This is a genomic window from Sulfitobacter sp. G5_S2_6_S6 (assembly GCF_054968505.1).
Genome location: NZ_JBQKUI010000001.1, coordinates 184478 through 208713 on the forward strand (window position 1 = coordinate 184478; position 24236 = coordinate 208713).

Sequence of the window (24236 nt, forward strand, 5' to 3'; positions counted from 1 at the left end):
GACTAGCACAAGGTTTCGCGCAACAAAACGACCATTCGGCAGTCCCCTGCAAGGGCGGCTGTCGACGGGCCAAATCATAAACAAAGGATTACCCAAGCCCCACCGGAGTTTCAACCGTCGTTAACGCCCTGCCCTGCGACATCGCGTTACCGCTTTCAGGCAACGGCGGGGATTTCGTCCCACTCAAGACCAAAGCCGGGCAGACGCGACGCCATTTGCGCGTCACATTCAACCATGCGCACGGCACCGGGGGTCGCGAACAGCGCCCGCAGCAGCGTATTGGTCAGGCTGTGGCCGGCGCGCACGCCGGTGTAATGGCCGATCAGCGGTGCACCGGCCAGCGCCAGATCCCCCAAAGCATCCAGCATCTTGTGGCGTACGGGTTCATCCGCGTGACGCAGACCACCGGGGCTCAGCACTTGGTCGCCGTCGAAGACGACAGCATTTTCACCAGCGTGACCGCCCAATGCCAGACCGTTCGCCTGCATCGCGTCGACATCCGCCTGACGGCAGAAGGTCCGGCTGTCGCAAAGTTCGCGGGCGAAGCTGCCGTTGTTCATGACCAGCGACTTTTCCTGATGGCCAATGGCGGCATCGGCGAAATCGATGACAAAGTCGATCTTCAGGGTGTCTGCCGGTGCGATGGTGGCCGAGGCTTCTCCATCTGTCACGGTGACCGTTTTCATTACTTCGAAAGCGCGCACAGGGGCCGCGAGCACGCGAACACCGCGCTGCATGATACCACGCACGAAGGGCGCGGCAGAGCCGTCGAGGATCGGCACTTCGGGGCCGTCAATCTCGACCAGCGCGTTGTGGATGCCACAACCGGCCAGTGCGGCCATCAGGTGTTCAACAGTAGAGATTTGCAGACCCGCCGCATTTTCCAGCTTGGTGCAGAGAGGCGAGCGATTCACCGCGTCCCAACGGGCGGGGATCAGGCGATCGCCCACATCCACGTCACTGCGCGAGAACCAGATACCGTGATGCGCGCCAGCCGGACGGATCGTCACAGTTGCAGGACGGCCGGAATGAAGGCCGGTGCCGCTAAAGCTGATCGCTGTCTTAATGGTTGTCTGCACGGTCAATACTCACTGTCCAAAGATCATCTGTCTAAGTTGAACTCTGTCCTAACGGGGCCGTTCCTAATGCTCAATTCAATCATTGCTACCGTCTGAAACATCACTGTCACAATTGGGCGTTAACGTGCGCATATCCCCAATAAGCCATTGTTATATATATATTTCAGGCTACCGATCATCCCTGAAATGACGGCGAAGAGTGAACATATAACAGCAATATTTCAACGAATGTTATCGACCCGCACACCCCAATTGCTGCACCGCAGCACGCTTAAAGTTGTGGCGCTAACGAAAAAGACCACCCCTAAGGGTGGCCTTTCGGACGTTTACGAGGACGTCTTAGGTAAGCTTAGTTCGCCTGACGACGCAGGAAGGCGGGAATTTCGATCCGCTCTTGATCTTCGTCCTGAACGTCGCGCGGCTGTGGCGCGGCAGAGGTCGCGCGGGTCTGAACCGGCGGCTGCTGACGTGCGGGACGCTGCTGCTGTGTTTCCGCCTCACCGTGACCGGTCATGCGGTTGATCAACGAGTTGATGCCAAAGCGCTTCTCGCCCTGCTCCGCGGCGGGTTGTTGACGCTGCTGCTGCGGCTGACGCTGTTGCTGCTGGCTTGGCGACGCTTTTTGCGCGGCGGCGCGCAGACGGGCCAGTGCTTCGGGCGATGGGGTGCCGGGTGCAGGGGCGCGTGGCGCGACAAACGCCTCTTGCTCTTGCGCGTCGACATTCACCTCTTCGCGGCGCGGCTGGAAGGACGCAACCTCGGGACGGTAGGCGGGGGGTGGCAGATCATCAGCGTCCGACGCTTCGTCTTCATAGGATGTGTCAGAGAAACCGCTGTGGTTGACCGCGGCTTCTTCCTTGAACAGCTGCTGCTGTGGCTCTTCTTCGTACTCGGCCTGTGCGGCAACGGGTGCAGGTGCTTCGGCGGCGGGGGCTTGTTCAACCTCTGGCGCTTTGGCAGGCAATGGCTGCGACATGGAGCGGCGCGGCACGGGCATCTCGGTGTTGACGTCAACCGCATCGATCCCAGTGGCAACAACGCTCACGCGCATCACGCCACCAAGTTCGGTGTCGAGCGTGGAACCAACAATGATGTTCGCGTCTGGGTCGACTTCTTCGCGGATACGGTTCGCCGCTTCGTCCAGTTCGAACAGGGTCAGGTCGTGACCGCCGGTGATGTTGATCAGAACGCCCTTGGCACCGCGCAGGCTGATTTCGTCCAGCAGCGGGTTCGCGATGGCCTTCTCGGCGGCCTGGATGGCGCGATCTTCGCCCTCTGCCTCGCCGGTACCCATCATCGCTTTGCCCATCTCGTCCATCACGGCGCGCACGTCCGCAAAGTCGAGGTTGATCAGGCCGGGGCGGACCATCAGATCCGTGACGCCTTTGACACCTTGGTACAGCACGTCATCCGCCATGGAGAATGCTTCGGTAAAGGTGGTTTTTTCATTCGCCAGACGGAACAGGTTCTGGTTGGGAATGATGATCAGTGTATCGACGACCTTTTGCAGCGCCTCGATACCGTCTTCAGCCTGACGCATCCGCTTGATGCCTTCAAACTGGAACGGTTTGGTCACAACACCAACGGTCAGAACACCCAGTTCACGCGCAGCCTGCGCGATGATCGGCGCGGCCCCTGTCCCGGTGCCCCCGCCCATACCGGCGGTGATAAAGCACATGTGCGCGCCGGCCAGGTGGTCAACAATCTGTTCAATGCTTTCTTCGGCAGCGGCTGCACCGACAGAGGCCCGCGCGCCCGCACCCAGACCTTCGGTCACTTTGATGCCCAGCTGAACGCGGCTTTCCGCTTTGGCTTGCTGCAACGCTTGCGCGTCTGTGTTGGCAACCACGAAATCAACACCGTCGAGCTCTTTCTCGATCATGTTGTTCACGGCGTTGCCGCCTGCCCCGCCAACACCAAACACTGTGATGCGGGGTTTCAGGTCGCCCTGTCCGGGCATTGAAAGATTAAGGGTCATGAGCCATCCGCCTGTATTGTTTAGCTCGCTTACGGAGCATTTTTTGTGCAATCCCCCTTATTGTATAGGGAGAACGCCCATGCGTCACCTAGAAAACACGGTTTTGACACATTATATGGGCGTTTTTTTGCCGGTTTTCTCATGATTTCGACGCGCGCACCGCATCTGGGGGTTACCAGTTGTCGCGGAACCACTTGACAGCGCGCTTCAACGACCGGGATGGGTAGCGGTCGGCGGGAATGTCAAAGTCCCACCACTCGTCCTGCGGGTGCGCGGCAAACAGCGCCAACCCGACAGCAGAGGCGAAACCCGGACCGGTTGCGGCTTGCGGCAGGCCATGCACGCGCAGCGGGCGGCCCAAGCGGACCTGCTGGCCCAAAATCTTGCTTGCCAGACCATCAAGGCCCGGAATCTGACTGCCGCCACCGGTCAGCACGATCTGCTGGCTTGGCAGGTGGTCAAAGCCCGCGGCATCCAGACGGGCGCGGACTTCTTCCAGAATTTCTTCGACACGGGGGCGCATGATGCCGATCAGCTCGGCACGGCTCACGGTGCGACGGTCGTGCTCGTAATCCCCGGTATCGCCACCGATATCGATCATCTCGCGGTCGTCCATGCCTGTCGCATGCACCCCGCCATAGAAGGTCTTGATCCGTTCAGCATTGGCCGTCGGCACCTGCAACCCCATAGAGATGTCAGAGGTGATGTGATCCCCGCCCATGCGCACGCTGTCGGCATAGATCATGTGTTTGCGAATGAAGATCGAAACAGAGGTCGACCCGCCGCCAAGATCGATACAGGCGGCGCCAAGCTCCTGTTCGTCCTCGACCAGCGATGAAATCCCCGAGACATAGGCCGAAGACGCAACGCCCGCCAGTTCGAGGTCACAGCGTTTGATGCAATGGGCAAGGTGTTGGACCGCCGCCGCGTCCACGGTCAGCATATGCATATCGACCGACAGGGTATTGCCCAATTGGCCGCGAGGATCGGACAGGCCCGACCGGTTATCCAGCGCAAAGTTCACCGGCTGCGCATGCAGCACTTCACGGCCCTCGCCGTATTCGGGCACGTCGCAATTGGCCAGAACCTGCGCGACATCCTGCTCGGACACGACCTGCCCTTCCAGATCCAGCGCCGCATCCAGACCGTAGCTGCGCGGTTCAGCCCCCGAGAAACAGGCGATCACGTGATCCACACGGATGTTCGCCATTTTCTGCGCCGCCTGCAGCGCGGTACGCACAGCGCGTTCGGTTTCCTGCATGGCGCAGATCTCGCCAAAGCGAACCCCGCGCGACCGCGTGGTCGCAGCCCCGATCACGCGAAAACCGGATTGCCCCGCGAGCGACCCGATTTCGCCCTCTTCAGAGACGCGGCCCGTGCCGTCAAACCGCAGCACCAGGCAGGCGATCTTTGACGTGCCCACATCCAGAATAGCCACCACGCCGCGTTGCATCGCAAGCTTACGCATGTGGCGCATGGATCGCTGACTATCGTATAGGTCCATCATCTTTTCACTGTCCCGAAATCTGCCTGATGCGCCACAATTCTTGTGTGGCGTCCTTGTTCATTTGCACGGTGGGCCGTTGGGCCAACCGCATGTCTACCCGCGCAACGTCGCGGGCCAGCACATCCTGTGCGCCTTCCAGCGCGATCACCCGCTCCAGCGCCTGAACGGCCTGGGTTTCGGGCAGCAAGATACGCTGTTCACGGTCAAGAACGACGTCCCATCGCCGCTCTCCCATGCGCACCAAGCCGCGCAGCCGCTCCCCCAACGGAGCCGCCGTGCGGATCAATTCAAGCGCTTCGCTCACGCGCTGGTTCGCCGCCTCGCCTACCACCAAGGGCAGGTCCGTGCGATCGCCACGCGAAGCAAGCTGGCCGATGGGGCTGCCCTCGGCGTCGATCAGCAGCAGCCCGTCCTGGCTACGCCAAACGGCGACCGGCACCCGTGGCTGTACCGACACCTGCAACACGCCGCCCGGCTTCACCCGCAGCGACGCCTGCTTGACGCCGGGAAGATCGGTGATCGCCTGCCGCAATGCAGGCAGATCAAGATCAAAGGAACTGGTTGGAAATTCGACAGGCACAGCAGCACGCACGTCGGCGGCCAAAACGCCTTCGACACCATCAATCGCCATCAGCTTGACCATGAATTCGGGGCGCTGCTGGATGCTGGTGCGGGCATTGGCATAGACATCGGCCAACTGGCCGCGCCTTGCTTCGTCCGACAGATAGATTGTCCCCGCAGCCAAGGCCAAGCAGAACGGCACCCCGACGCGCAGCCCGAAACGGAACGTCGGCGTCAGCATCAAACGCTGCATGCGCCACGCCCAACGTGACGGTGCGGGATCTGCCTTGGCCGGCTTGGCGGGTTTGACGCGTTTGATCAACGATTGCATGACGCGTCCTCGACCATCCAGGCGCAGAGCTCGCCAAAGGAAATGCCAACCGCCTGCGCCTGTTCGGGCGACAGCGACGTGGGGGTCATGCCGGGCTGGGTGTTGGTTTCCAGCAGGAACAGCCCCGCTGCCCCCTTGCTTTCATCCCAACGGAAATCCGTGCGACTGACACCGCGACAACCAAGCGCGTTATGCGCCCGCAGGGCGTAATCCATGCAGAGTTCAAAAATCTCGTGCGGGATATCGGCAGGGACCACATGGGTCGACCCGCCCGCCTTGTACTTGGCGTCGTAATCATACCAGCCCGTCGTGTGGATGTCGGTCACGGTCAGCGCACGTTCGCCCATCACGGTGGTGGTCAGTTCGCGACCGGGGATAAATTTCTCGACCATGACCTCGGCGGGCATGGCATCATCCAACTGTGGCGGGCCGTTGTTTTCAATCTCGACAAGGTAGACACCGACGGATGACCCTTCGTTGTTCGGCTTGACCACATAGGGCGGGTCCATCACATGGGATCCCCGCACCGTCGCCGCCGACACGATCAAGCTTTCCACAACAGGCAAACCCGCGGCACGAAAAACTTCTTTGCTGCGCTGCTTGTCCATCGCAAGGGCAGAGGCCAGCACGCCGGAGTGTGTGTAGGGCAGGCCCATCCATTCCAGCAAACCCTGCACGCAGCCGTCTTCACCCCAGCGGCCATGCAGACAATTCAGAACGACATCGGGTTGAGCAGCGCCCAGATCGGCACAAAGGTCGGGGCCGCAATCGACCTCGATGACTTCGAAACTCCGGTCCCGCAAAGCCGCTGCGCAGGCGCGCCCTGTTGACAGAGACACCTCGCGTTCCGCCGAGGGGCCACCCAACAATACTGCAACTCTCGGGGGTGTCCTGCTCGACAATCCCACTCAATCTGCCTTTTTAAACGGGCCTGTTGCGACCCTTATTCATTCTGTTCCGGGCCTTTTGCAGGCCCTAAATCATGACGCTCGAACGTTTATTTTTCGCCGATCCGCATAATTTCCCACTCTAGCGTAATCCCGCTGGAATCGTAAACCTTTTTTCGCACCAATTCACCCAATGCTTCAAGGTCTGCTGCCGTCGCGGAACCCGTATTGATCAGGAAGTTGGGGTGTTTCGGGCTCATCTGCGCGCCACCCAAGGTGGCACCGCGCAAACCGGCGTCGTCAATGACCTTCCACGCCTTCAGATCGTGGCGGTCATCCGCCTGCCCTGTGCTGGAAAACCCCGCCGGATTGCGGAACGTCGACCCCGCGCTGCGGTCCTTGGTGGGTTGGGTTTCGTCCCGTTTGCGCAGCTGGTCCTCCATCCGGGCGTGCAGCGCTTGCGCCTCGCCTTTGGGGGGCGCGAAACGGGCAGCGGTGATGACATATCCCTCTGGCAAAGCGGTCTGGCGATAGGCAAATTGCAGATCGTCCGGCCCAAGCGTGACCTGTTCGCCTGTGCGGGTGATCGCGTCTGCGCTGATGAAATAATCAGCAGTATAGGCACCATAGCAGCCCGCGTTCATCCGTACCGCGCCGCCAATGCTACCCGGGATTGTGCGCAGGAAGGTCAGGTCCAGCCCCGCATCCGCTGCCTTGCGCGCGACATGGGCGTCCAGCGCCGCGGCACCTGCGGTGACGATTCCATCCTCGCAACTGATGGTGTTGAACCCGCGCCCCAGCCGGATCACCACAGCGCGCAAGCCGCCGTCGCGCACGATCACATTCGACCCGACCCCCATCGGCATGACCACGACATCGGCGGGCAGCGCCTTCATGAAAGCTGCCAGATCATCCGCATCGGCAGGCTGGTAGAAATAGTCAGCAGGGCCGCCCACGCGCAGCCAGGTCAGATCAGCCAAGGGGCGGTTTTGCGTCAGCTTACCGCGCATGTCGGGAAAGGAAATATCTGTCATGCCCATCGCCTAGCCCGCTTTGGGAGGGAGGTCAATTTTCCACATGAGCCCGAAGCGCGCCAAAAACCGCCCAATCAATCAGGCCGGTTCGCCCGCAGCTCGCGCGTGATACGGCCGGCCAGCCATCCTGCAAGAAACGCGCAAACCGCATAGCCCGTGGCAGCAGCTTGCGCCATGAATACCGGACGCTCCAGCGGTTTCGCGCCAAGGCCCCAGATCATCCACGCCCAGTTCAGCGCGAGCCCTGCCAGCAGGACCAGCACAAAGCCGCCATACCGGCGCATCAGACCGCACCAGCCCGCGGCAAGCATCCACACCACGAGGATGCTGATCAGGATCACCAGCGTCAGATTCACTTTGCGGCATTCCGCACAGCGGCACCGCGCAGCCAGCGCATCAGATAGATCACCGGCCAGCGCAACACCGAACACCCGCCCGCGAACACCAGCATCCCGACCCAAGGGCCATGCTGCATGGTGACAAACCCCAGAACGGGGATGCCGACGGCAATCAGCACATAGGCGCTGCGCCAATGCTGGTCAGAACTGGGCGTCATCGCCAACACATTGGCAACGACCGCCCAAAAACAGGCAAGAACCAGTGATATACTCATTTTGGAACCTCCGGGTTTTGTCCGCGCAGCTTGGCCAGCAAAAAGCGCAAGGGATTGCGGAACATGGACACAAAGGCAGCAAGAGCAAGCAGACTATAGAGCCAGCCCACCTGAAGACCGATCAGGATGATCAGCACCGGTGCGGCGATCAGCAGGATCACACCGGGAATATATTGCCGACGCATGGGCAGCGTCGCCACCGTGGCCGAGCAAAAGACCCACAGGATGCAAGCCCAAAGCAAGGTCATGACCGGCCCCCGTATGATGGGGTCCGCGCCATTCAGACGGCTTCCTTCTTCAAGGCTTCAAGCGCGGCAGGCAAGGCGTTGGCCCAGGTGCTGATTGTCCCTGCCCCAAGGCAGACAACCATATCCCCCGGCCCTGCCTGTTCGCGGACCAGTCGCGCCAGATCATCCTCGCTTTGGACGGCGCGGGCGTGGCGGTGACCATGACGGATCAAGCCTGCGACCAGATCATCGCGCCCTGCGCCCTCGATCGGGGCCTCGCCCGCAGCATAGACCTCGGCGATGCCAACGACATCGGCATCGTTGAAGCAGGCGCAGAATTCCTCGAAATGGTGGTGCAAGCGGCTGTAGCGGTGGGGCTGGTGGACCGCGATCACGCGCCCTTCGGTGGCCTGACGTGCGGCTTTCAGCACGGCGGTAATCTCGACCGGGTGATGACCGTAGTCGTCGATGATCGTCACGCCATCCACTTCGCCCACTTTGGTAAAGCGACGGTTCACGCCGCCGAACCCGGCAAGAGCGGCACGGATTTCTTCGGTTTTCATGCCAAGGTGGCGCGACACGGCGACCGCCGCCATCGCGTTTGACACGTTGTGATCCCCGGGCATCGGCAGGCTGCAATCCTTGATCGTGATGCCTTCGGTCTGGAACATGATATCGAAATGCGCCACGCCCGCCTTGTAGTGCAGGTTGACTGCGCGCACGTCGGCCTGGGTGTTAAAGCCATAGGTCATGACACGGCGGTCGGTGATCTTGCCGACCAAGGCCTGCACCTCGGGGTGGTCGATACAGCAGACCGCCAGCCCGTAGAAAGGAATGTTCGAGACGAAATCCAGAAACCCTTTGCGCAGGGTATCGAAGTCGCCCCAATGCTCCATATGCTCGGGGTCGATATTGGTCACGATGGCAATGGTCGCGGGCAGACGGTTGAAGGTGCCGTCGGATTCATCCGCCTCGACCACCATCCATTCGCCCTGCCCCATCCGCGCGTTCGACCCGTAAGCATGGATGATCCCGCCGTTCACAACCGTCGGATCGATCCCGCCGTTGACCAGCAGTTCGGCCACCATCGTCGTTGTGGTGGTCTTGCCGTGGGTTCCGGCCACCGCAATGTTGGATTTCAGGCGCATCAGCTCTGCCAGCATCTCGGCGCGGCGCACGATAGGAAGGCCCGCCACCCGTGCGGCATCCAGTTCAGGGTTGCCCGGCTTGATCGCGGAAGAGATCACGACAACCGCGGCCCCTTCGATATTCGCGGCCTCCTGCCCTTCGAACACCGTCGCGCCAAGGTCCACCAGACGGTCGGTGATCTTGGTCGATTTCAGGTCCGATCCCTGCACGCGGTAACCGTGGTTCAACAACACCTCGGCAATGCCGGACATGCCGATGCCGCCAATACCCACGAAATGGATCGGGCCCACATCGGTGGGGAGCTTCGTGGCTGCGTTCATCGTTTCTTTCCTTCGGTTGCCAGGGTTTCCACCATCTGGGCGAGTTCTTCTGCGGCGTCCGGCTTGGCGACCGACAGGGCGGCGCGCGCCATCTGCTGTGCGCCCTCTGCATGGGTCAGCACCATTTCGATCTGAGCCCGCAGACTGTCGGGGTTGGCCATGTTTTCGGGCACCATGATCGCGGCACCGGCGTCCACCAATCCACGGGCATTGGCCGTCTGATGATCGCCCGTCGCCGCCGCAAACGGGATGAGGATCGACGGCCGCCCGATGATAGAGATATCGGCAACGCTGGACGCGCCAGCGCGGCTGATCACCAGTTGGGCTTCGGACATGCGCCGCGGCACATCATGGAAAAACGGTTGCACATCGGCATTGATCCCGTTTTCGGCGTAGAAGGTAGCGACCCGCTGGCCGTCCTCGTCCCGCGCCTGATGGCTGACGCGGATATTGCGCAGCAGTTCCATCGGCAGATCGGCGATGGCGGGGGGGATCACCTCGCTCAAGATGCGCGCGCCCTGGCTGCCGCCCATCACCAACAGCTCCATCGGGTAGTCACCCGGCGCGATATAGCCCGCGCCCGCACGCTCCAGCACCGCGGCACGCACCGGATTGCCGGTGTGTTCGGCGCTGACACCATCGGGCAATGTGGTCGGCCATGTGCCGCAAGCCACGGCATCAACATGTTTGGAAAACAGATCATTGACCCGACCGAGCACGCCATTCTGTTCGTGGATCATCCGGGGCTTGCGCAGCACCCAGGCCGCTGTCAGCGCGGGGATCGACGGATACCCGCCAAAGCCGACAACCACATCGGGCTTGTCGCGCAGCATACCGAAAATGCCGCCAAGCACGCCGCCCAGAATACGAAACGGCGCGATGGCCTTGGCCACCAGACCGCCGCGCGCGAAAGTGGCGCTGCTGACCTGCTGAATCTCGACCGCCTCGGGGAAACCACCGGTATAGCGCGCCCCCCGCGCGTCGGTGGACAGCTTTACCCGCCAGCCCCGCGCCAGCATGACTTCGGCAAGCGCTTGGGCGGGAAACATATGCCCCCCTGTCCCCCCTGCGGCGATGACCAGCAGCGGCGCCGTCATCGGGCACGGCTCCGGCCCAATAGATCAGAGATCTGGCCCTGTGGTCGTGTACGGGTAAACGCCAGCAACATGCCCACTGCGATGCCGGAGGCAATCACCGACGATCCGCCGTAGCTGACGAAAGGCAGCGTCATACCCTTGGCGGGCAGCAGCCGCACAGCCACGCCCATGTTGATCATCGCCTGCACGCCGAACATGCAGGCCAGCCCGGTGCCGGCCAGACGGATAAAGGGATCCCGCTCGCGCACCAGACGCAGCAGCGACCGCACCACGATCACGGCGTAAAGCGCGATCACACACATCACCAAGATCAGGCCGTATTCTTCGGCAGCAACGGCGATGATGAAATCGGTATGCGCATCGGGCAGCGACCATTTCACCTGCCCCTCGCCCACGCCGACCCCGAACAGACCGCCTTCGCGGATCGCATCGGTGGCATAGCCAAGCTGCGTGCGCGGATCGATGTCGGGCGACAGGAACCCATCAATCCGTCGGGCAAAGTGTTCAGAGTTGGAATAGGCAAATGTCCCCGCCAAGACGACCAGCCCGGCCATGCCCACCAGCAGCACCAGCGGCGCACCGGCGACGAAATACATGACCCCCCAGCCGAACAGCACCAGACAGGCCTGACCAAAGTCGGGCTGCAACGCCAGCATCAGCACGATGGAAATACACAGCGCAAAGGACCACGTTTTGCCCGGAGGGCCGTTGATCTCGAGCGCGGCCGCCATCATCCACGCCGCCACAACGACAAAACCGGGCTTGAGGAACTCTGACGGCTGGAAGGACGCAAAGCCCATGGAATACCAGCGCACAGCACCTTTGCCAAAGTCGGTACCAAAGAACGGCAGCAAGGCCAGCGCCACAAAGGACACCAGAAAACCGACAATCGCCAGACGCCGCACCATCACCGGCGTCATCATCGATGTTAGCACCATGGCAATCACGGCAAGCACACCGAAAACAGCCTGTCGCTGCACATAGTGAAAAGAGTCAAAGCCGTTTTTCGCGGCCAACGGCGGGGAGGCCGCCAGCCCCAGCAACATGCCCACGGCAAACAGCAGGAGGATGCAGGACATCGCCCATTTGTCGATCGTACGCCACCATTTGGGAAGAATCGGTTCGCCATCCCGAACGGGAACCGCGCCATAGACCATTTCTGTCATGGGACCTGCCTTACACTGCCTCGTTCCGCCCCTTTTCGGGGTCTAGCTTGCAGTGTAGCGCGAAAGGTTACGCGGGGCTAGTCTGTTTTAACCAGCCCCGCGCAAAGCTGCCTATGCCCCCGCGTGCGTGCCGCGGATCGGATAGTCGTTGTCACGCACAAACTTGATCCCGTTCAGCAGCCCCTCCAGATCAGGCCGCGCGAAGGGCGCGTTCGAGATGTCGAGGATCTGGATATTACCGTCGCCGTTCACCACAAACACGCCGGGCTCTGCGAAGGGCTGATCGGTTTCTTGCGGGCTGCGCGGGTCAGAGACATAGAGCCCCAGTTCGCGCATCTGTGCGATGCTCATGTCATAGCCGATGGTCAGGGATAGATCCTGCTCTTGCGCCATCTCGCGCGCCTTGTCTTTCGGGTCACCCGACACGGCAACAACGTCCACACCTGCCTTGTTGAAATCCGCGACCAGCCCGTCCAGCGTCGACAGGTATTTTTTGCAGATCGGGCAATGCAGACCGCGATAGACGACCACCAGTTGCCAGTCATGATCGCCCCGCGGGGTGCCAAGGGTCAGCATGCCGCCTTGCAGCTCTGCCACGGTCAGTTTCGGGAATGCGTTACCTGCGTCCAATACGTTCATCGGGTCTCTCCTTTAATTGCTTCGTCACTCACGGAATTAGTCTTCATGCGCCGGGTTACCACCCCGCTCACGGCCACTTGACCGGCTTGCGTGGCGGGGGCTATGGCGGGGCCATGCAATATGATACGGTAATTTTAGGCGCAGGGGCCGCAGGCATGATGTGCGCGGCCCACGCAGGCGGATCGGTGCTGGTCGTGGATCACGCCAAAGCACCGGGCGAGAAAATCCGCATTTCCGGCGGCGGGCGCTGCAATTTCACCAATATGCACTGCACGCCGGATGCCTTCATCTGCGCCAACCCCCATTTCGCCAAATCGGCGCTGGCGCGTTATACCCAGTGGGATTTCATCGAACTGGTAGACGCGCATGGGATCGCGTGGCACGAAAAGACCCTCGGCCAGCTTTTCTGCGACACTTCCGCAAAAGAGATCGTCGCCATGCTGCGCGGCCTGATGCAAAAAGCCGGTGTTGACCTGCGGCTGCATAGCACGCTGACCGATATCGCCGCGCGTGATGCCGGATATAGCATGACCTTGCACACGCCCGACGGCACCACGCCGATCACCACGCGCAACTTTGTCGTTGCCTCTGGCGGGAAATCCATCCCCAAGATGGGGGCGACGGGGCGCGCCTATGAAATCGCCGCGCAGATGAGTATCCCCGTCACCGACACGCGGGCGGGGCTGGTGCCCTTCACCTTTACCGACGCCCGTTTCGCGCCCATATCCGGCACCGCAACGCCCGCGCGGGTGACTGCCCAAGGCCCCTCCTTTGACGAAGCCTTGCTGTTCACCCACCGTGGCCTCTCGGGCCCTGCCGTGCTGCAAGCTTCAAGCTACTGGACCGAAGGCGCGCCGATCACAGTGAACCTGCTGCCCGACAGTGATCTGCTGGCCAAGCTGCGCAGCCAACGCCAGACCTATGGCCGCCGCAACCTGACGACAGAGCTTTCCCACCACCTGCCCGCGCGGCTGGTGGATCATCTGGCGGGGATCATGGACCTTGGCGGCAACCTCGCCGATTGGTCGGATGCAAAACTCGGCACCCTGATCGACAGGCTGTCGCATTGGGTGATGACCCCTTCTGGCACCGAAGGCTACCGCACCGCCGAAGTCACCCTCGGCGGTATCGACACCGACGCGCTGTCCTCCAAAACACTGGAGGCCAAGACACGCCCCGGTCTCTACTTCATTGGCGAGGCCGTCGATGTGACCGGATGGCTGGGCGGCTATAACTTCCAATGGGCCTGGTCCTCCGCCATGGCCTGCGCCGCAGATATCGCACAGAAGCAGTAATTTCCAAATGGCCCTAAATCCCGGGGGAGCCGCCACAGGCGGCGGGGGCAGCGCCCCCAGACCGACACCGTCGACCCCGCAATGCAGCTTCCCCAATGCAGACATGCGCCACACTATCGGTAAATTCAGAAAGGAAGACCATGCGTGACCCAGAAACCGACAAGGCCAACGTCATCGCCTTTTACGAAATGATGTTCAATGATTGCCGCCCCGCCGACGCCATCGCGCGCTACGCCGGAGCGCAGTACATTCAGCACAATCCCCATGTGGCGGACGGCAAGGCGGCCTTCGTTGACTATTTCGAACGGATGGCCCGCGAGCATCCGGGCAAACATGTCGAGGTCAAGCGGTCATTCGTGGACGGCAATCATGTGATCCTACATTGTCATCAGCTCTGGCCCAACGGTCCCGATTATGCAGGGATGGACATTTTCCGTCTCGATGATCAAGGCAAGATCGTCGAGCATTGGGACGTGCTTCAGGAAATGCCTGTACAAAGTAACAACGACAACGGGATGTTTTGATGCAATGAATGCCGTGCGAGCACAGCAATGAAAGGCCAAAGCTATGCGTTGGCATTTTTCCCAAGAACCGAGCCGCAAGCCCTTTGACAGCGTCGACAATCAACGTGCCGCCAACCCCAACAAGCGTCGCAGTTATAAGAACTTGTGACGCAGGCATGTTACGTTCTTCCTTGAGGTTGGCCTTACGTTGCCAGTTTTTGAGACAGTATTGGCACCGCCCTATACGCGCCGCGCCGCTTGCCAGACCAATGGCGCAAGCACAATGGCGATAAAGGGAAACATCAAGAGATTGATGAGGTGCCATCCCGACGCCTGCATCAACGCGCCGGAAAAGAACGAAAGCGCCGCAACTGTGCCGAAAACGGCGAAATCATTCAGCCCTTGGGCACGCCCGCGCTCGGCCTCTGTATGCGCGGCAGCTACCATCGCAGTCGCTCCGATAAAGCCAAAGTTCCATCCGATCCCAAGAAGGATGAGAGAGATGAAGAAATGCCTCAGATCCAGACCGGTCAGCGCAACAGCACCTGAAATGCCGATGATGATCAGGCCAGCGGCGGTGACCTTTTCCTTTCCGAACCGGGCGATCAGCTTGCCCGTCACAAGGCTTGGCGTGAACATCGCCAGCACATGCCACTGAATACCCCATGCCGCGTGGTCAATCGAATGCCCGCATCCGACCATCGCCAGCGGTGCCGCCGTCATGACGAATGACATAAGCCCGTAAGACACCACGCCAGCGGCGACCCCAAGCATGTATTTCGGCGACGCCAGAAGTTGGAGCACGGTGCGCCCCCCGTCATCGGAAGACGTTTGGGCTGTCGCTGCGGGTTGGCGGCCCCTTAACCGGGTCAGAACAAAAAACGCGATGAGCGCCAGCGCCGCTTGGCTCAGGAAACTGCCCGCAAAGGGCACGCCCGGCACAGCGTCGCGCGTGGCAATCACCAGTTGCGGGCCGATAATGGCTGCGACCAGGCCGCCAACCATGACCCATGAAATGGCCCGCCCCCTGTCTGCCCCTTCGCGCCCGTCGGCAGCTGCGAAACGGTAAGACTGTACATAGGACGCATAGAGCCCCGCCAGAAACGTTCCCAAACAGAAGAATATGAACGCCCCAAAGGATATCGCACCAGCGGCGACCAATCCCGACAACACGCCGATCATCGCGCCCAGAAGATAACCGCTGCGCCGCCCATATTGTCGCATGATCCAAGCGGCAGGCACCGTTCCAAGGGCAAGCCCAAGATTATAGATGCTGACCGGCAGGGTCGCCAAAGCAGGGTCAGTCGCGAGATCCTGACCAACCAATCCCCCCAGCGAGATCACAATCGGTCCGCTGGCAGCCCCTAAAGATTGGGCGAGGATCAGCACCGTCAGGTTGCGGCGGAACCCGGCGGTTTCAGTCCGGTCTATTGTCCGAGTCATCATATATCATCCGTATGGCCACCATGCCCGTTGGATTGGCTTGGCGCGGCGTGTTTTCATTTTTCTATTGGATGCCCAAACCCATGCGGGCGGGTGGTGATCAGGTCTGCATGGGGTCGTGCAGCGCCAGCGTGCTGGCCGCATGTTCGGCCGCCTCTAATGCGCCCTCAAGAAAGCCTCCGAATTCCGGGGCGGTTTCGGTCGACGCAAATATCATCCCGCGTGCTGACAGGGCACGCAGGTTGGACGGCAAACCATAGCGGGGGTGGCTTCGGACCGGGTGTCGATCCTGTGGCCGCGCGATGTGGGGAATGGTCGCCCAGTCTTGCAAAACAAGGTGCATAGGGTCGGCCATTTCCGGACCGAACAGCGCCGTAAGCTGCGTCACCGCAAGGCGCATCATATCATTTTTGTGCTGGACACGTGCATCCGCAGGAACCCCGACAAAACCGAAAAGCCCATAGGGACCGCCCAGCCTTGGCGAAGCATCGTGGATTTCGACCATCGGCCCTTGCTGGCTCATGGCGTCGCCGGACAGCCCGGCATTGCGCCAATGAGGCTGGTCGTAAACCGCAATGATCTTGGCCTGACCGGCCATCCAGGTCGGCGTGTCTTGCAATGCCTGCATTTGGCCTGCATCCAGCGCGGGTTCAAAGGAAACGGTATCTGCAATGACCCGAGGCGGCATGGCCATCACGATCCTGTTGGTCTTGATGCTCTGTGCGGTGCCGTCTTGACCAACCTGCGCTGTGATGGAACCCGCCGAATGGTCGACCGACGTAAGCCGCGTGCTGGTCATGATTTTCACCGGATCCAACCCTTTGGCCAAAGCATGCACCACAGAGCCGATCCCACCGGTCAAGCGGTAAGACCCCTCCATAGAGGCATAGCCGCGCCCGCGCTGCACGGTGCCATTTTGCTCTTGATAGACCAAGTCACCCGTCGAGAACTGCCCAAACACCGGGATCTGAAAGCGTTCCGCGAGGGCCGCCATGCGCGGCTGGCCCGGCCAGAACCACGCAGGCCCAAGGTCGAAGGCACCGCCCGAAAATTCTTTGGTCAGGATACGCCCGCCAAGGCGGTCCTGCGCTTCAACCAGCAAGAAATCGCGGCCTTGGCGGGCCAGATGGTCGGCAAGCGCAAGACCCGACAGGCCGCCGCCCACAATCAGAACATCGGTCTGCATCAGAACGCCCCTCCCATCGGCCTGAGGTCCAACTCATGCGTCCAGGCGGACCGAGGTTGATCCGCCAGCGCCAGATAGGTGCGGGCAATATCGGCTGGTTTCATCATCCGTGCGGGGTCCATTCTGTGCAGGGCGCGGTTAGCAAGACCGGCACCCGCCCCGCCAATGATTGCAAGTGGATCTGACATCTCAGCCCCCGACATTCGGGGCTGTTGGCGTTTCCGCAAGATGGCCGGATTTGACCCAAAGCCGCGCCCCATCAGGGCCGGAAACGGCGTTCAGCGGCGTGTGGGGCGGTAGGCGCAGCCAGGAATTGACCCCAAAGACCTCATCCCCTTCGATAAAGCTTCCTTCGACCACAAGGGCTTCGAACCCGTTGTGGCCGGCCTGTGTCACTGCCACGTTGGGCTCCCAAAGCTCGATCCGCACCCGTTCGTGCGCATCCTCGAACAGCGGGATCTCTGAAACACCCGCACGCACCGGCTGCGGGGTCTGGGTGGTGGTGTCTATGGTGATCTGCTGACGGTCATCCATGTCGAACTGCCACAGCTTGACGAAGATCGTCGCCCCTGATGCCGAGCTTGGGGTGTGCGAAGACGTTGGCGGGTTGCGCACGTAGGTGCCGACCGGAAAGTCACCGTGTTCATCCTGAAACACGCCCTCAAGCACCAGAAACTCTTCGCCGCCGGTATGGGTGTGCGCCGAAAACGCGCTGCCCGGCGCATAGCGGACGATGGTCGTCGCCCGCGCGACCTCATCCCCGATCCGGTCAAGCATCCGCCGGTCTACGCCTTTCATCGGAGATGCAACCCACGGCTGCCGATCCGAATGTACAACGGCACGTTCATCAAAATTTGCGTTCAGGTCCATGGTACATCCTTCCGGTTCAGCGCGCAGCGGCGCTACATAGCTACCTATCAGTTGATAGGCTCTCAGTTAGATATTGCCCTCCTCGCTGTCAACACCTATCTACCACATGATAGACAGGAGCCCCAAATGCCGCAGACAATGAAAGACAAAATCCTTGATGCCGCTGAAAAGCGCGTCCGTGGTGCCGGTTTCTCGGCGATGAGCTTTCGCGACCTGGCAAGCGATGTCGGCATCAAAAGCGCAAGCGTTCACTATCACTTTCCGACCAAACCCGATCTGGGCGAAGCTTTGGTGGATCGCTACACCAGCCAGTTCAAGGAGCACCTTGAACAGATCGATACGGCCAGCTTGCAAACGGCGTTGGACAGCTACGTCGCGCTTTACTCTCAGGCGCTGGTCTTGGACGAAACCATCTGCCTTTGCGCGATCATGGGCGCAGAAGCGATCGGGCTGCCCAAGAATGTTAACCAGAAAACAAAAGCATTCTTCAAAATGAACAGGCTGTGGCTGCTTGACCTGTTCCACCGTAATGGCGTCGAAAACCCCGAGGACACGTCCTGCCTCATCGTCGCGGCGCTGGAAGGCGGCATGATCGTTGCGTCATCCTCCGACGATCGTGCGATGTTCGACCAGATCGCCAAGGCCGCTATCCGAAGTATCGCCAAGATCTGACGTCAATACAGAGCGCTCGCGACTGCCGTGAACTGCGTTTGCACGTCGAGAAACTATATCACCGCCCCGAACAACCGCTTTTTGGCGGCCCGAAGTATCAAGCGCGTCATTTTGACCCCGTAAAGAGAATGCCCGCGCTCGGAAAATTCTAGAGCGCTATATTTCTGTTGAATAAAAACGACGGAAAGTTGGCATGCGTCCGTTTAAGGCCTAGCTTCGGCTTAGCAGCGCTTCGACCCGAAGTTGGAAGTAAAGATACCGACATCTCATGGGAGATCAGAAAATCATGTCCAGGAAAACTCTCTATGGGACAGCCGCCGCATCGGTTGTGCTGGCCGCCGCATCCCTGATCTATTCGCCTTCATCGGCTCAGAATGTGAAACAGTCGAATGACACTGCGGCGGTCGTTCAAGCCGCAAATTGGGCAGATCATGTCAAGATCACGGTCGATGCTGACGCAAAAACCTTCCGCTTCCAATCCAACGGCATCCCGGACCACGGTTTCGCGGAACAATATCTGATTCCAAGCGATCCCAACGATCAACCCTTTGCCGACAAGCCACTGGAATTCTTTGATGTGCAGAACTCTGCCGATTACTTCAAAGAGACCGAGATCGACGCGACAATCACAACCCAGCCTGTCTATTCGGATACATCAACGAATACCTCGCTGGGGAGAATTGGCGTGGCCTTGAGCGGCGCACAGATTTTCAACGATTACGAGAACCCCGACCGCTCCGTCGTTGCGATTGACGATCAGGTTGTTCATGATCACGTGGCATTTCTGGACAACTGCAACGGGCACACGCTCGTGGACGGGACGAATTACCACTATCATGGCATCCCTGTTTGTATCGCCGAGGCCGCGGCGCAAGCCGGGCAACATTCGCGGATGATCGGTGTTTTGGCCGACGGCTTTCCTGTCTATGGCAACAATGATGTCGGTGGCATTGTCGTGGTGAATGACGATCTGGATGCGTGCAGCGGCCACTCCGGCCCGACACCTGAATTCCCGGAAGGGATTTACCACTACCACCTCACAGCAGATGAAGCGCCCTATATGATCGACTGCTACCATGGTGAGGTCGACGTGGCCGCGAACAATGGCCCCGGTGGCGGTGGTGCCGCACCGGATTTTGCTGCAGTTGCCGATCAACTGGGCATCACCGAGGCTGAATTGGTCGGGGCACTTGGTGACACGCGCCCGCCGGACTTTGCCGCGGCAGCTCAGGCACTTGGCGTCAGCGAAGCCGACCTGCGCGCAGCTATGCCCGCACCCGGCCAGTAAAGACCGGATCTGGTGGAAAAACTCGCCTATGCCATAATCGGGGCGTCGATGGCTGTCGTGGTCACGACGCTTTTTCCGATGTCGCGCGCCCCCATTTCACCTGACATCGGCAAGGCAACGATGGATATGGCAAGCGCGCCCGGCGCGGTGCAAGCGCACCGGCATCCTCCGCGCGACGTCTCTGCCGAACTGCCACAGCCAAGCGTCACGCATCTGGTATTTCCTGACGTCATGGGCGGGTATAATGTTCAGATCCTGCCCGTTCATTTCAAGTTCACACCCGCGGCGATCAATCACGCACCGCAAGACAACGAAGGCCATGCCCATATCTATGTGAATGGCGTGAAAATAGCGCGGGTCTATTCCAACTGGTATCATCTGTCAGGCACCTCACTGGTGCCGGGCGAGAATGAAGTCAGAGTGACATTGAACGCAAATGATCACAGCGCGTGGTCGGTAAACGGCGTTCCAATTTCATCAACCGTCAAGGTTTTCATCCCCGAGGCCACCCCATAGGTCGTCCCTCGAAAGAACGCCGAACCTCTTGTCGCGCACGCCCGATACGCCGCAAGTAAATCTCGTCGGTTCTCGGCCGCAGACGATTAGGATCAAGACCTTTTTCTTCGATAGACGGCCTCGAAATCTGCATCCCCGAACAAGCCGTCAATTATCCGATGGCCCCGATCAAACAACCAGTCACCCGCCACGATCTGGACCGGAGCAGACCGAAACACCGCAATCAGTGTTCATGCGGCGCTCCTTCCCCAAAAACGCAGTTACGCGTCCGTCAGATGCTTCTGCACCTGCGCGACAAAATCCTCTCCGCGGCGCTCGAAACTGTCGTATTGGTCAAAGCTCGCCGCCGCAGGGGCCAGCAGAACGACGTCCCCCGCCTCTGCATCCTCGACAGCGCGTGCAACCGCGACGTCCATCGTGCCACAGACCTCGGCCTCGACCCCCAGTTTCATGGCAAACTGCGCCGCCTCGCGCCCGATCACATAGGCTTTGCGCACCGTCTCCAGCGGTTCTGACAAACTGCCCAAACCGCCCTCTTTCTCAAGCCCGCCGCAGATCCAGCGGATGTTCCTGAACGCCGCCAGTGCCTTGACCGCACTGTCCACATTGGTCGCCTTGCTGTCGTTGACGAAGCGCACGCCGTCCGCCTCGCCCACGGTCTGGCTGCGGTGCGGCAGGCCGCCAAAGGAATGGAACGCCGCTTCGATGATCTTGGGCGCGAACCCCAGCGTGCGACAGGCGGCATAGGCGGCACAGGCGTTCTGGTGGTTATGCGCGCCGGGCAAGCCGGTGATGCTGCGCAGATCGATGGAGCCGATCTGCTTGCCGCCGCGATATTCCGACAAGAAGCCTTTGCGTGCGAAGACCTGCCAACCAAGACCCGTGAGCTTACGGTCCACCGACACGCGGATCACCCGGTCGTCGGCCGCCCCTTCGCTTAGCTGTCCCGCCAGAAAACGCCCTTCGGGTTCATCCACGCCAATGACTGCACGATCCGGCCCGCCTTCCGCAAAGAGCCGCCGTTTGGCCGCGAAATAGCCGCCCATGCCCGCATGGCGATCCAGATGATCGGGGCTAAGGTTGGTGAAGACGGCGACATCCGGCGTCAGATTGCGCGCCAGATCGGTCTGGTAGCTCGACAGCTCCAGCACCACGACCTCGCCGTCAATGGCAGGCTCTATGTCCAGCACGCCGCGACCGATGTTTCCCGCCAGCTGCGTCGGGCGGCCCGCGTGCTTGAGAATGTGATGCACCAACGCCGAGGTGGTGGATTTCCCGTTCGACCCGGTGATCGCGATGATCTTGGGCACCACGTCAAAATTATCCCAGGCCAGCGTCGCGAAGCTTTGAAAGAACAGCCCGATGTCATTGTCCACCGGCACAGCTGCGTCCTGCGCGGCGACAATCACCGGGTTCGGTGCCGGATAAAGATGCGGAATGCCGGGCGATACGATCAGCCGCGCGATGTCATCAAAGACGCCGGCCTTGCCCAGATCCACACAATCGAACCCTTCGGCCTGCGCGGCGGCGCGCGCGGCGGGGTTGTCATCCCAACAGATAGGCACAGCGCCCCCGGCGGCCAGCGCACGGGCCGCAGATAGCCCCGACCGCCCGAGCCCCAGAATGGCGACCTTTGCGCCGGTCAAACCTTGAACTGGTATCATGCCTGCTCTCCTGTTAGCGATGACCCTGAAACTTTCGGAGCCCCTTATGCCCCCTCTGCCAGAGATTTTAGCCCAGCTCAACGCCGACATGCGCGCCACGGATGACTGGGGTGACGTGGCAGCCTATATCCCGCAGCTGGCCTCTGTCGATCCTGCGCAATTCGGTATCGCGATCACCACCGCGGACGGCGAGGTCTTTACCGCCGGGGATGCCGATACGCCGTTTTCGGTGCAATCCATCACCAAGGTCTTCACCCTTGCCATCGCCCTTGGGCGGTCTGGCGACCAGCTGTGGAAGCGCGTAGGCCGCGAGCCATCGGGGCGTGCGTTCAATTCCATCGTGCAGCTTGAGGCCGAACAGGGCCGCCCGCGCAATCCGTTCATCAACGCCGGTGCCATTGTCACCACGGACGAGGTGCTCACGGGCCGCGAACCGCGCGAGACCTTGGCCGAAATCCTGCAATTCGTGCGCGCCGCCGCCAGTGACGACGACATCCACATCAACGAAACCGTCGCGGCCTCTGAAACCGCCCATGGCCACCGCAACTTTGCCCTGGCGCATTTTCTGGCCTCCTGCGGAAACCTGAACAACCCGCCGGAGAAGACGCTCGGCACCTATTTCCACCACTGCGCCATCGACATGTCCGCGCGGCAACTGGCCATGGCCGGACGGTTCCTGATCGAAACCGACAAGCTGCCCCGCATGATCCTGCCGCCCCGCATCCGGCGTCTCAATGCGCTGATGCTGACCTGCGGGCATTATGATGGGTCGGGCGATTTTGCCTACCGCGTAGGGCTTCCGGCGAAATCCGGTGTGGGCGGCGGTATCCTTGCCATCGTCCCCGGCCGCGCCAGCATCGCCGTCTGGTCCCCCGGTCTGAACCGCTATGGCAACTCGAAGAAAGGCACCCAGGCCATGGCCCGCCTCGCGCGCGAAATGGGCTGGTCGATCTTCTGACGCCACCACCTCTTCCTGCCTCCCCCGCCCTTCATTTTGCCAAATAAACTCCGGGGGACGCGGCCCCTTGGCCGCGCGGGGGCTGGCCCCCGTCCGCCATAAAAAAAGCGCGCCACATCCCTGCAGCGCGCCCTCTTGTTTCTTTCCGCTTTGATAAACGGCTCAGCGGACCTTCAGCGTCGCCAGCCCGATCATCGCGAGGATCAAAGAGATGATCCAGAAGCGAATGACGATCTGCGGCTCGGCCCAGCCTTTCTTTTCATAGTGATGGTGGATCGGTGCCATCAGGAAGACCCGTTTGCCCGTGCGTTTGAAATAAAGCACCTGAATGATAACCGACAGCGCCTCGACCACAAACAGGCCGCCGACGATGGCCAGCACCAATTCGTGCTTGGTGGCAACCGCGATGGCCCCCAATGCGCCGCCAAGGGCCAGCGATCCGGTGTCGCCCATAAAGACCGCGGCGGGGGGCGCGTTATACCACAAAAAGCCCAGACCACCGCCAAAGATACCGGCGGTAAAGACCAGAATCTCGCCCGTCCCCGGCACATAGTGCACGTCCAGATATTCGGTGAAATCGACGCGGCCGACGGCATAGGCGATCACGCCAAGCGCTCCGGCGGCGATCATCACGGGCATGATCGCCAGCCCGTCCAGCCCGTCCGTCAGGTTCACCGCATTCGCCGCCCCCACGATCACGATGATCGAGAAGGGCACGAACAGATATCCAAGGTTGATCAGCGTGTTCTTGAACACGGGCAGTGCCAGTTGGTTCTGCAGCTCTGCCGGGTGGAACTGCGCCGCCCAATAGGCCGCGCTGCCCGCGATGATAAAGCCCAGCAAAAGACGCATTCTGCTGGAAACACCAGCGGTCGTCTGCTTGCTGACCTTGGCGTAGTCATCGGCAAACCCGATGGCGGCAAATGCCATTGTCACCAGCAGCACCATCCAGACAAACGGGTTGTCCAGCCGCGCCCACAGCAGGGTAGAGGTCAGCAAGGCCCCCACAATCAGCAGCCCGCCCATGGTCGGCGTCCCCGCCTTGACAAAATGCCCCTCGGGACCGTCATCCCGGATCGGTTGGCCCTTGCCCTGCCGCTTGCGCAGCACGGCGATCAGCGGCTTGCCGAACAGAAAGCCAAACACCAGCGCTGTCAGGAAGGCCCCACCGGCGCGGAAGGTGATGTAGCGGAAAAGGTTAAAGAAATCGCCGCCATCTGACAGGAGGGTCAACCAATAGAGCATCGTACGCG

25 protein-coding genes are annotated in these 24236 nt (G+C 60.9%); 6 read left to right on the plus strand and 19 right to left on the minus strand.

Going from position 1 to position 24236, the window contains the following annotated elements; all coding sequences use genetic code 11:
- Positions 1 to 155: 155 nt before the first annotated feature.
- From lpxC to ACTRWK_RS00875, 13 genes are all read right to left on the minus strand, one after another.
- Positions 156 to 1079, minus strand: coding sequence for a UDP-3-O-acyl-N-acetylglucosamine deacetylase (gene lpxC / locus ACTRWK_RS00815; RefSeq protein ID WP_132997309.1), 924 nt, complete (start codon positions 1077 to 1079; stop codon positions 156 to 158).
- A 349-nt stretch (positions 1080 to 1428) separates the two neighbouring features.
- Positions 1429 to 3057 (minus strand): cell division protein FtsZ, encoded by a 1629-nt coding sequence (gene ftsZ / locus ACTRWK_RS00820; RefSeq protein WP_289081285.1) that lies wholly within the window; start codon positions 3055 to 3057, stop codon positions 1429 to 1431.
- 172 nt (positions 3058 to 3229) lie between these two features.
- Positions 3230 to 4564: a cell division protein FtsA gene (ftsA, locus tag ACTRWK_RS00825; protein ID WP_037944512.1), complete on the minus strand. Its 1335-nt coding sequence runs from the start codon at positions 4562 to 4564 to the stop codon at positions 3230 to 3232.
- Positions 4565 to 4568: 4 nt separating this feature from the next.
- Positions 4569 to 5456, minus strand: a complete 888-nt coding sequence (locus ACTRWK_RS00830) for a cell division protein FtsQ/DivIB (protein WP_005854115.1) — start codon at positions 5454 to 5456, stop codon at positions 4569 to 4571.
- Positions 5444 to 6364 (minus strand): D-alanine--D-alanine ligase, encoded by a 921-nt coding sequence (locus ACTRWK_RS00835; RefSeq protein ID WP_074634488.1) that lies wholly within the window; start codon positions 6362 to 6364, stop codon positions 5444 to 5446. Before ACTRWK_RS00835 ends, ACTRWK_RS00830 begins: the two co-directional genes overlap by 13 nt.
- An 89-nt stretch (positions 6365 to 6453) precedes the next feature.
- Positions 6454 to 7383: a UDP-N-acetylmuramate dehydrogenase gene (gene murB / locus ACTRWK_RS00840; protein WP_462843753.1), complete on the minus strand. Its 930-nt coding sequence runs from the start codon at positions 7381 to 7383 to the stop codon at positions 6454 to 6456.
- A 68-nt stretch (positions 7384 to 7451) separates the two neighbouring features.
- The gene (locus ACTRWK_RS00845) at positions 7452 to 7733 is read right to left on the minus strand and encodes a hypothetical protein (RefSeq protein WP_009824920.1); all 282 of its coding nucleotides are present in this window, start codon (positions 7731 to 7733) and stop codon (positions 7452 to 7454) included.
- Positions 7730 to 7990 carry a DUF2484 family protein gene (locus ACTRWK_RS00850; RefSeq protein ID WP_037944515.1) on the minus strand — a complete coding sequence of 87 codons (261 nt, stop codon included), beginning with the start codon at positions 7988 to 7990 and terminating at the stop codon, positions 7730 to 7732. Before ACTRWK_RS00850 ends, ACTRWK_RS00845 begins: the two co-directional genes overlap by 4 nt.
- Positions 7987 to 8238 carry a DUF2484 family protein gene (locus ACTRWK_RS00855; protein WP_462843754.1) on the minus strand — a complete coding sequence of 84 codons (252 nt, stop codon included), beginning with the start codon at positions 8236 to 8238 and terminating at the stop codon, positions 7987 to 7989. Before ACTRWK_RS00855 ends, ACTRWK_RS00850 begins: the two co-directional genes overlap by 4 nt.
- 32 nt (positions 8239 to 8270) lie before the next feature.
- Positions 8271 to 9686 (minus strand): UDP-N-acetylmuramate--L-alanine ligase, encoded by a 1416-nt coding sequence (gene murC, locus ACTRWK_RS00860; protein WP_005854127.1) that lies wholly within the window; start codon positions 9684 to 9686, stop codon positions 8271 to 8273.
- Positions 9683 to 10783: a UDP-N-acetylglucosamine--N-acetylmuramyl-(pentapeptide) pyrophosphoryl-undecaprenol N-acetylglucosamine transferase gene (locus tag ACTRWK_RS00865; RefSeq protein WP_132997314.1), complete on the minus strand. Its 1101-nt coding sequence runs from the start codon at positions 10781 to 10783 to the stop codon at positions 9683 to 9685. The genes murC and ACTRWK_RS00865 overlap by 4 nt, the downstream gene beginning before the upstream one ends.
- The gene (ftsW, locus tag ACTRWK_RS00870) at positions 10780 to 11949 is read right to left on the minus strand and encodes a putative lipid II flippase FtsW (protein WP_005854131.1); all 1170 of its coding nucleotides are present in this window, start codon (positions 11947 to 11949) and stop codon (positions 10780 to 10782) included. Before ftsW ends, ACTRWK_RS00865 begins: the two co-directional genes overlap by 4 nt.
- 111 nt (positions 11950 to 12060) lie before the next feature.
- Positions 12061 to 12588: a redoxin domain-containing protein gene (locus ACTRWK_RS00875; RefSeq protein WP_005854133.1), complete on the minus strand. Its 528-nt coding sequence runs from the start codon at positions 12586 to 12588 to the stop codon at positions 12061 to 12063.
- Positions 12589 to 12701: 113 nt separating this feature from the next.
- Between ACTRWK_RS00875 and ACTRWK_RS00880 the strand changes: the two genes are divergently transcribed.
- Positions 12702 to 13883 (plus strand): BaiN/RdsA family NAD(P)/FAD-dependent oxidoreductase, encoded by a 1182-nt coding sequence (locus ACTRWK_RS00880; protein WP_289081283.1) that lies wholly within the window; start codon positions 12702 to 12704, stop codon positions 13881 to 13883.
- A 140-nt stretch (positions 13884 to 14023) separates the two neighbouring features.
- The gene (locus ACTRWK_RS00885; protein WP_037964042.1) at positions 14024 to 14407 is read left to right on the plus strand and encodes a nuclear transport factor 2 family protein; all 384 of its coding nucleotides are present in this window, start codon (positions 14024 to 14026) and stop codon (positions 14405 to 14407) included.
- Between the two features lie 219 nt (positions 14408 to 14626).
- Here ACTRWK_RS00885 and ACTRWK_RS00890 read toward each other — a convergent pair whose 3' ends face one another.
- From ACTRWK_RS00890 to ACTRWK_RS00905, 4 genes are all read right to left on the minus strand, one after another.
- Complete coding sequence (locus ACTRWK_RS00890; RefSeq protein ID WP_462843755.1) at positions 14627 to 15829, minus strand: MFS transporter; 1203 nt, start codon at positions 15827 to 15829, stop codon at positions 14627 to 14629.
- Positions 15830 to 15929: 100 nt separating this feature from the next.
- On the minus strand, positions 15930 to 17015 hold the full coding sequence (locus tag ACTRWK_RS00895; RefSeq protein WP_462843756.1) for a flavin monoamine oxidase family protein: 1086 nt from the start codon (positions 17013 to 17015) through the stop codon (positions 15930 to 15932).
- Positions 17015 to 17203: a hypothetical protein gene (locus ACTRWK_RS00900; RefSeq protein WP_289081280.1), complete on the minus strand. Its 189-nt coding sequence runs from the start codon at positions 17201 to 17203 to the stop codon at positions 17015 to 17017. The genes ACTRWK_RS00895 and ACTRWK_RS00900 overlap by 1 nt, the downstream gene beginning before the upstream one ends.
- A 1-nt stretch (position 17204) precedes the next feature.
- Positions 17205 to 17885, minus strand: coding sequence for a cupin domain-containing protein (locus tag ACTRWK_RS00905; protein ID WP_289081279.1), 681 nt, complete (start codon positions 17883 to 17885; stop codon positions 17205 to 17207).
- A 126-nt stretch (positions 17886 to 18011) separates the two neighbouring features.
- On the opposite strand from ACTRWK_RS00905, the gene ACTRWK_RS00910 reads away from it, so the two are divergent.
- The 3 genes from ACTRWK_RS00910 to ACTRWK_RS00920 all read left to right on the plus strand — a co-directional run bounded on the left by ACTRWK_RS00910 (position 18012) and on the right by ACTRWK_RS00920 (position 20361).
- Positions 18012 to 18557 carry a TetR/AcrR family transcriptional regulator gene (locus tag ACTRWK_RS00910; RefSeq protein ID WP_009824931.1) on the plus strand — a complete coding sequence of 182 codons (546 nt, stop codon included), beginning with the start codon at positions 18012 to 18014 and terminating at the stop codon, positions 18555 to 18557.
- Between the two features lie 286 nt (positions 18558 to 18843).
- A complete protein-coding gene (locus ACTRWK_RS00915; protein ID WP_462843757.1) occupies positions 18844 to 19845 on the plus strand; it encodes a YHYH protein in 1002 nt (333 codons plus the stop codon).
- Positions 19846 to 19857: 12 nt separating this feature from the next.
- Positions 19858 to 20361 (plus strand): hypothetical protein, encoded by a 504-nt coding sequence (locus ACTRWK_RS00920; protein WP_051843965.1) that lies wholly within the window; start codon positions 19858 to 19860, stop codon positions 20359 to 20361.
- 260 nt (positions 20362 to 20621) lie between these two features.
- Here the strand turns inward: ACTRWK_RS00920 and murD are convergent, their stop codons facing one another.
- Complete coding sequence (murD, locus tag ACTRWK_RS00925; protein ID WP_289081277.1) at positions 20622 to 22025, minus strand: UDP-N-acetylmuramoyl-L-alanine--D-glutamate ligase; 1404 nt, start codon at positions 22023 to 22025, stop codon at positions 20622 to 20624.
- A 46-nt stretch (positions 22026 to 22071) separates the two neighbouring features.
- On the opposite strand from murD, the gene ACTRWK_RS00930 reads away from it, so the two are divergent.
- Positions 22072 to 22983, plus strand: a complete 912-nt coding sequence (locus tag ACTRWK_RS00930) for a glutaminase (RefSeq protein ID WP_235183792.1) — start codon at positions 22072 to 22074, stop codon at positions 22981 to 22983.
- Positions 22984 to 23145: 162 nt separating this feature from the next.
- Here ACTRWK_RS00930 and mraY read toward each other — a convergent pair whose 3' ends face one another.
- Positions 23146 to 24228, minus strand: coding sequence for a phospho-N-acetylmuramoyl-pentapeptide-transferase (gene mraY / locus ACTRWK_RS00935; protein WP_005854153.1), 1083 nt, complete (start codon positions 24226 to 24228; stop codon positions 23146 to 23148).
- Positions 24229 to 24236 lie beyond the last annotated feature (8 nt).

Excerpts from the sequence above, each read along its gene's own strand:
- ftsZ (WP_289081285.1), bottom strand. The coding sequence starts at position 3,057 with ATGACCCTTAATCTTTCAATGCCCGGACAGGGCGACCTGAAACCCCGC.
- ftsA (WP_037944512.1), bottom strand. The coding sequence starts at position 4,564 with ATGATGGACCTATACGATAGTCAGCGATCCATGCGCCACATGCGTAAG.
- ACTRWK_RS00830 (WP_005854115.1), bottom strand. The coding sequence starts at position 5,456 with ATGCAATCGTTGATCAAACGCGTCAAACCCGCCAAGCCGGCCAAGGCA.
- murB (WP_462843753.1), bottom strand. The coding sequence starts at position 7,383 with ATGGGCATGACAGATATTTCCTTTCCCGACATGCGCGGTAAGCTGACG.
- ACTRWK_RS00850 (WP_037944515.1), bottom strand. The coding sequence starts at position 7,990 with ATGAGTATATCACTGGTTCTTGCCTGTTTTTGGGCGGTCGTTGCCAAT.
- ACTRWK_RS00855 (WP_462843754.1), bottom strand. The coding sequence starts at position 8,238 with ATGACCTTGCTTTGGGCTTGCATCCTGTGGGTCTTTTGCTCGGCCACG.
- murC (WP_005854127.1), bottom strand. The coding sequence starts at position 9,686 with ATGAACGCAGCCACGAAGCTCCCCACCGATGTGGGCCCGATCCATTTC.
- ACTRWK_RS00865 (WP_132997314.1), bottom strand. The coding sequence starts at position 10,783 with ATGACGGCGCCGCTGCTGGTCATCGCCGCAGGGGGGACAGGGGGGCAT.
- ftsW (WP_005854131.1), bottom strand. The coding sequence starts at position 11,949 with ATGACAGAAATGGTCTATGGCGCGGTTCCCGTTCGGGATGGCGAACCG.
- ACTRWK_RS00875 (WP_005854133.1), bottom strand. The coding sequence starts at position 12,588 with ATGAACGTATTGGACGCAGGTAACGCATTCCCGAAACTGACCGTGGCA.
- ACTRWK_RS00880 (WP_289081283.1), top strand. The coding sequence starts at position 12,702 with ATGCAATATGATACGGTAATTTTAGGCGCAGGGGCCGCAGGCATGATG.
- ACTRWK_RS00885 (WP_037964042.1), top strand. The coding sequence starts at position 14,024 with ATGCGTGACCCAGAAACCGACAAGGCCAACGTCATCGCCTTTTACGAA.
- ACTRWK_RS00890 (WP_462843755.1), bottom strand. The coding sequence starts at position 15,829 with ATGACTCGGACAATAGACCGGACTGAAACCGCCGGGTTCCGCCGCAAC.
- ACTRWK_RS00895 (WP_462843756.1), bottom strand. The coding sequence starts at position 17,015 with ATGCAGACCGATGTTCTGATTGTGGGCGGCGGCCTGTCGGGTCTTGCG.
- ACTRWK_RS00900 (WP_289081280.1), bottom strand. The coding sequence starts at position 17,203 with ATGTCAGATCCACTTGCAATCATTGGCGGGGCGGGTGCCGGTCTTGCT.
- ACTRWK_RS00905 (WP_289081279.1), bottom strand. The coding sequence starts at position 17,885 with ATGGACCTGAACGCAAATTTTGATGAACGTGCCGTTGTACATTCGGAT.
- ACTRWK_RS00910 (WP_009824931.1), top strand. The coding sequence starts at position 18,012 with ATGCCGCAGACAATGAAAGACAAAATCCTTGATGCCGCTGAAAAGCGC.
- ACTRWK_RS00915 (WP_462843757.1), top strand. The coding sequence starts at position 18,844 with ATGTCCAGGAAAACTCTCTATGGGACAGCCGCCGCATCGGTTGTGCTG.
- murD (WP_289081277.1), bottom strand. The coding sequence starts at position 22,025 with ATGATACCAGTTCAAGGTTTGACCGGCGCAAAGGTCGCCATTCTGGGG.
- ACTRWK_RS00930 (WP_235183792.1), top strand. The coding sequence starts at position 22,072 with ATGCCCCCTCTGCCAGAGATTTTAGCCCAGCTCAACGCCGACATGCGC.
- mraY (WP_005854153.1), bottom strand. The coding sequence starts at position 24,228 with ATGCTCTATTGGTTGACCCTCCTGTCAGATGGCGGCGATTTCTTTAAC.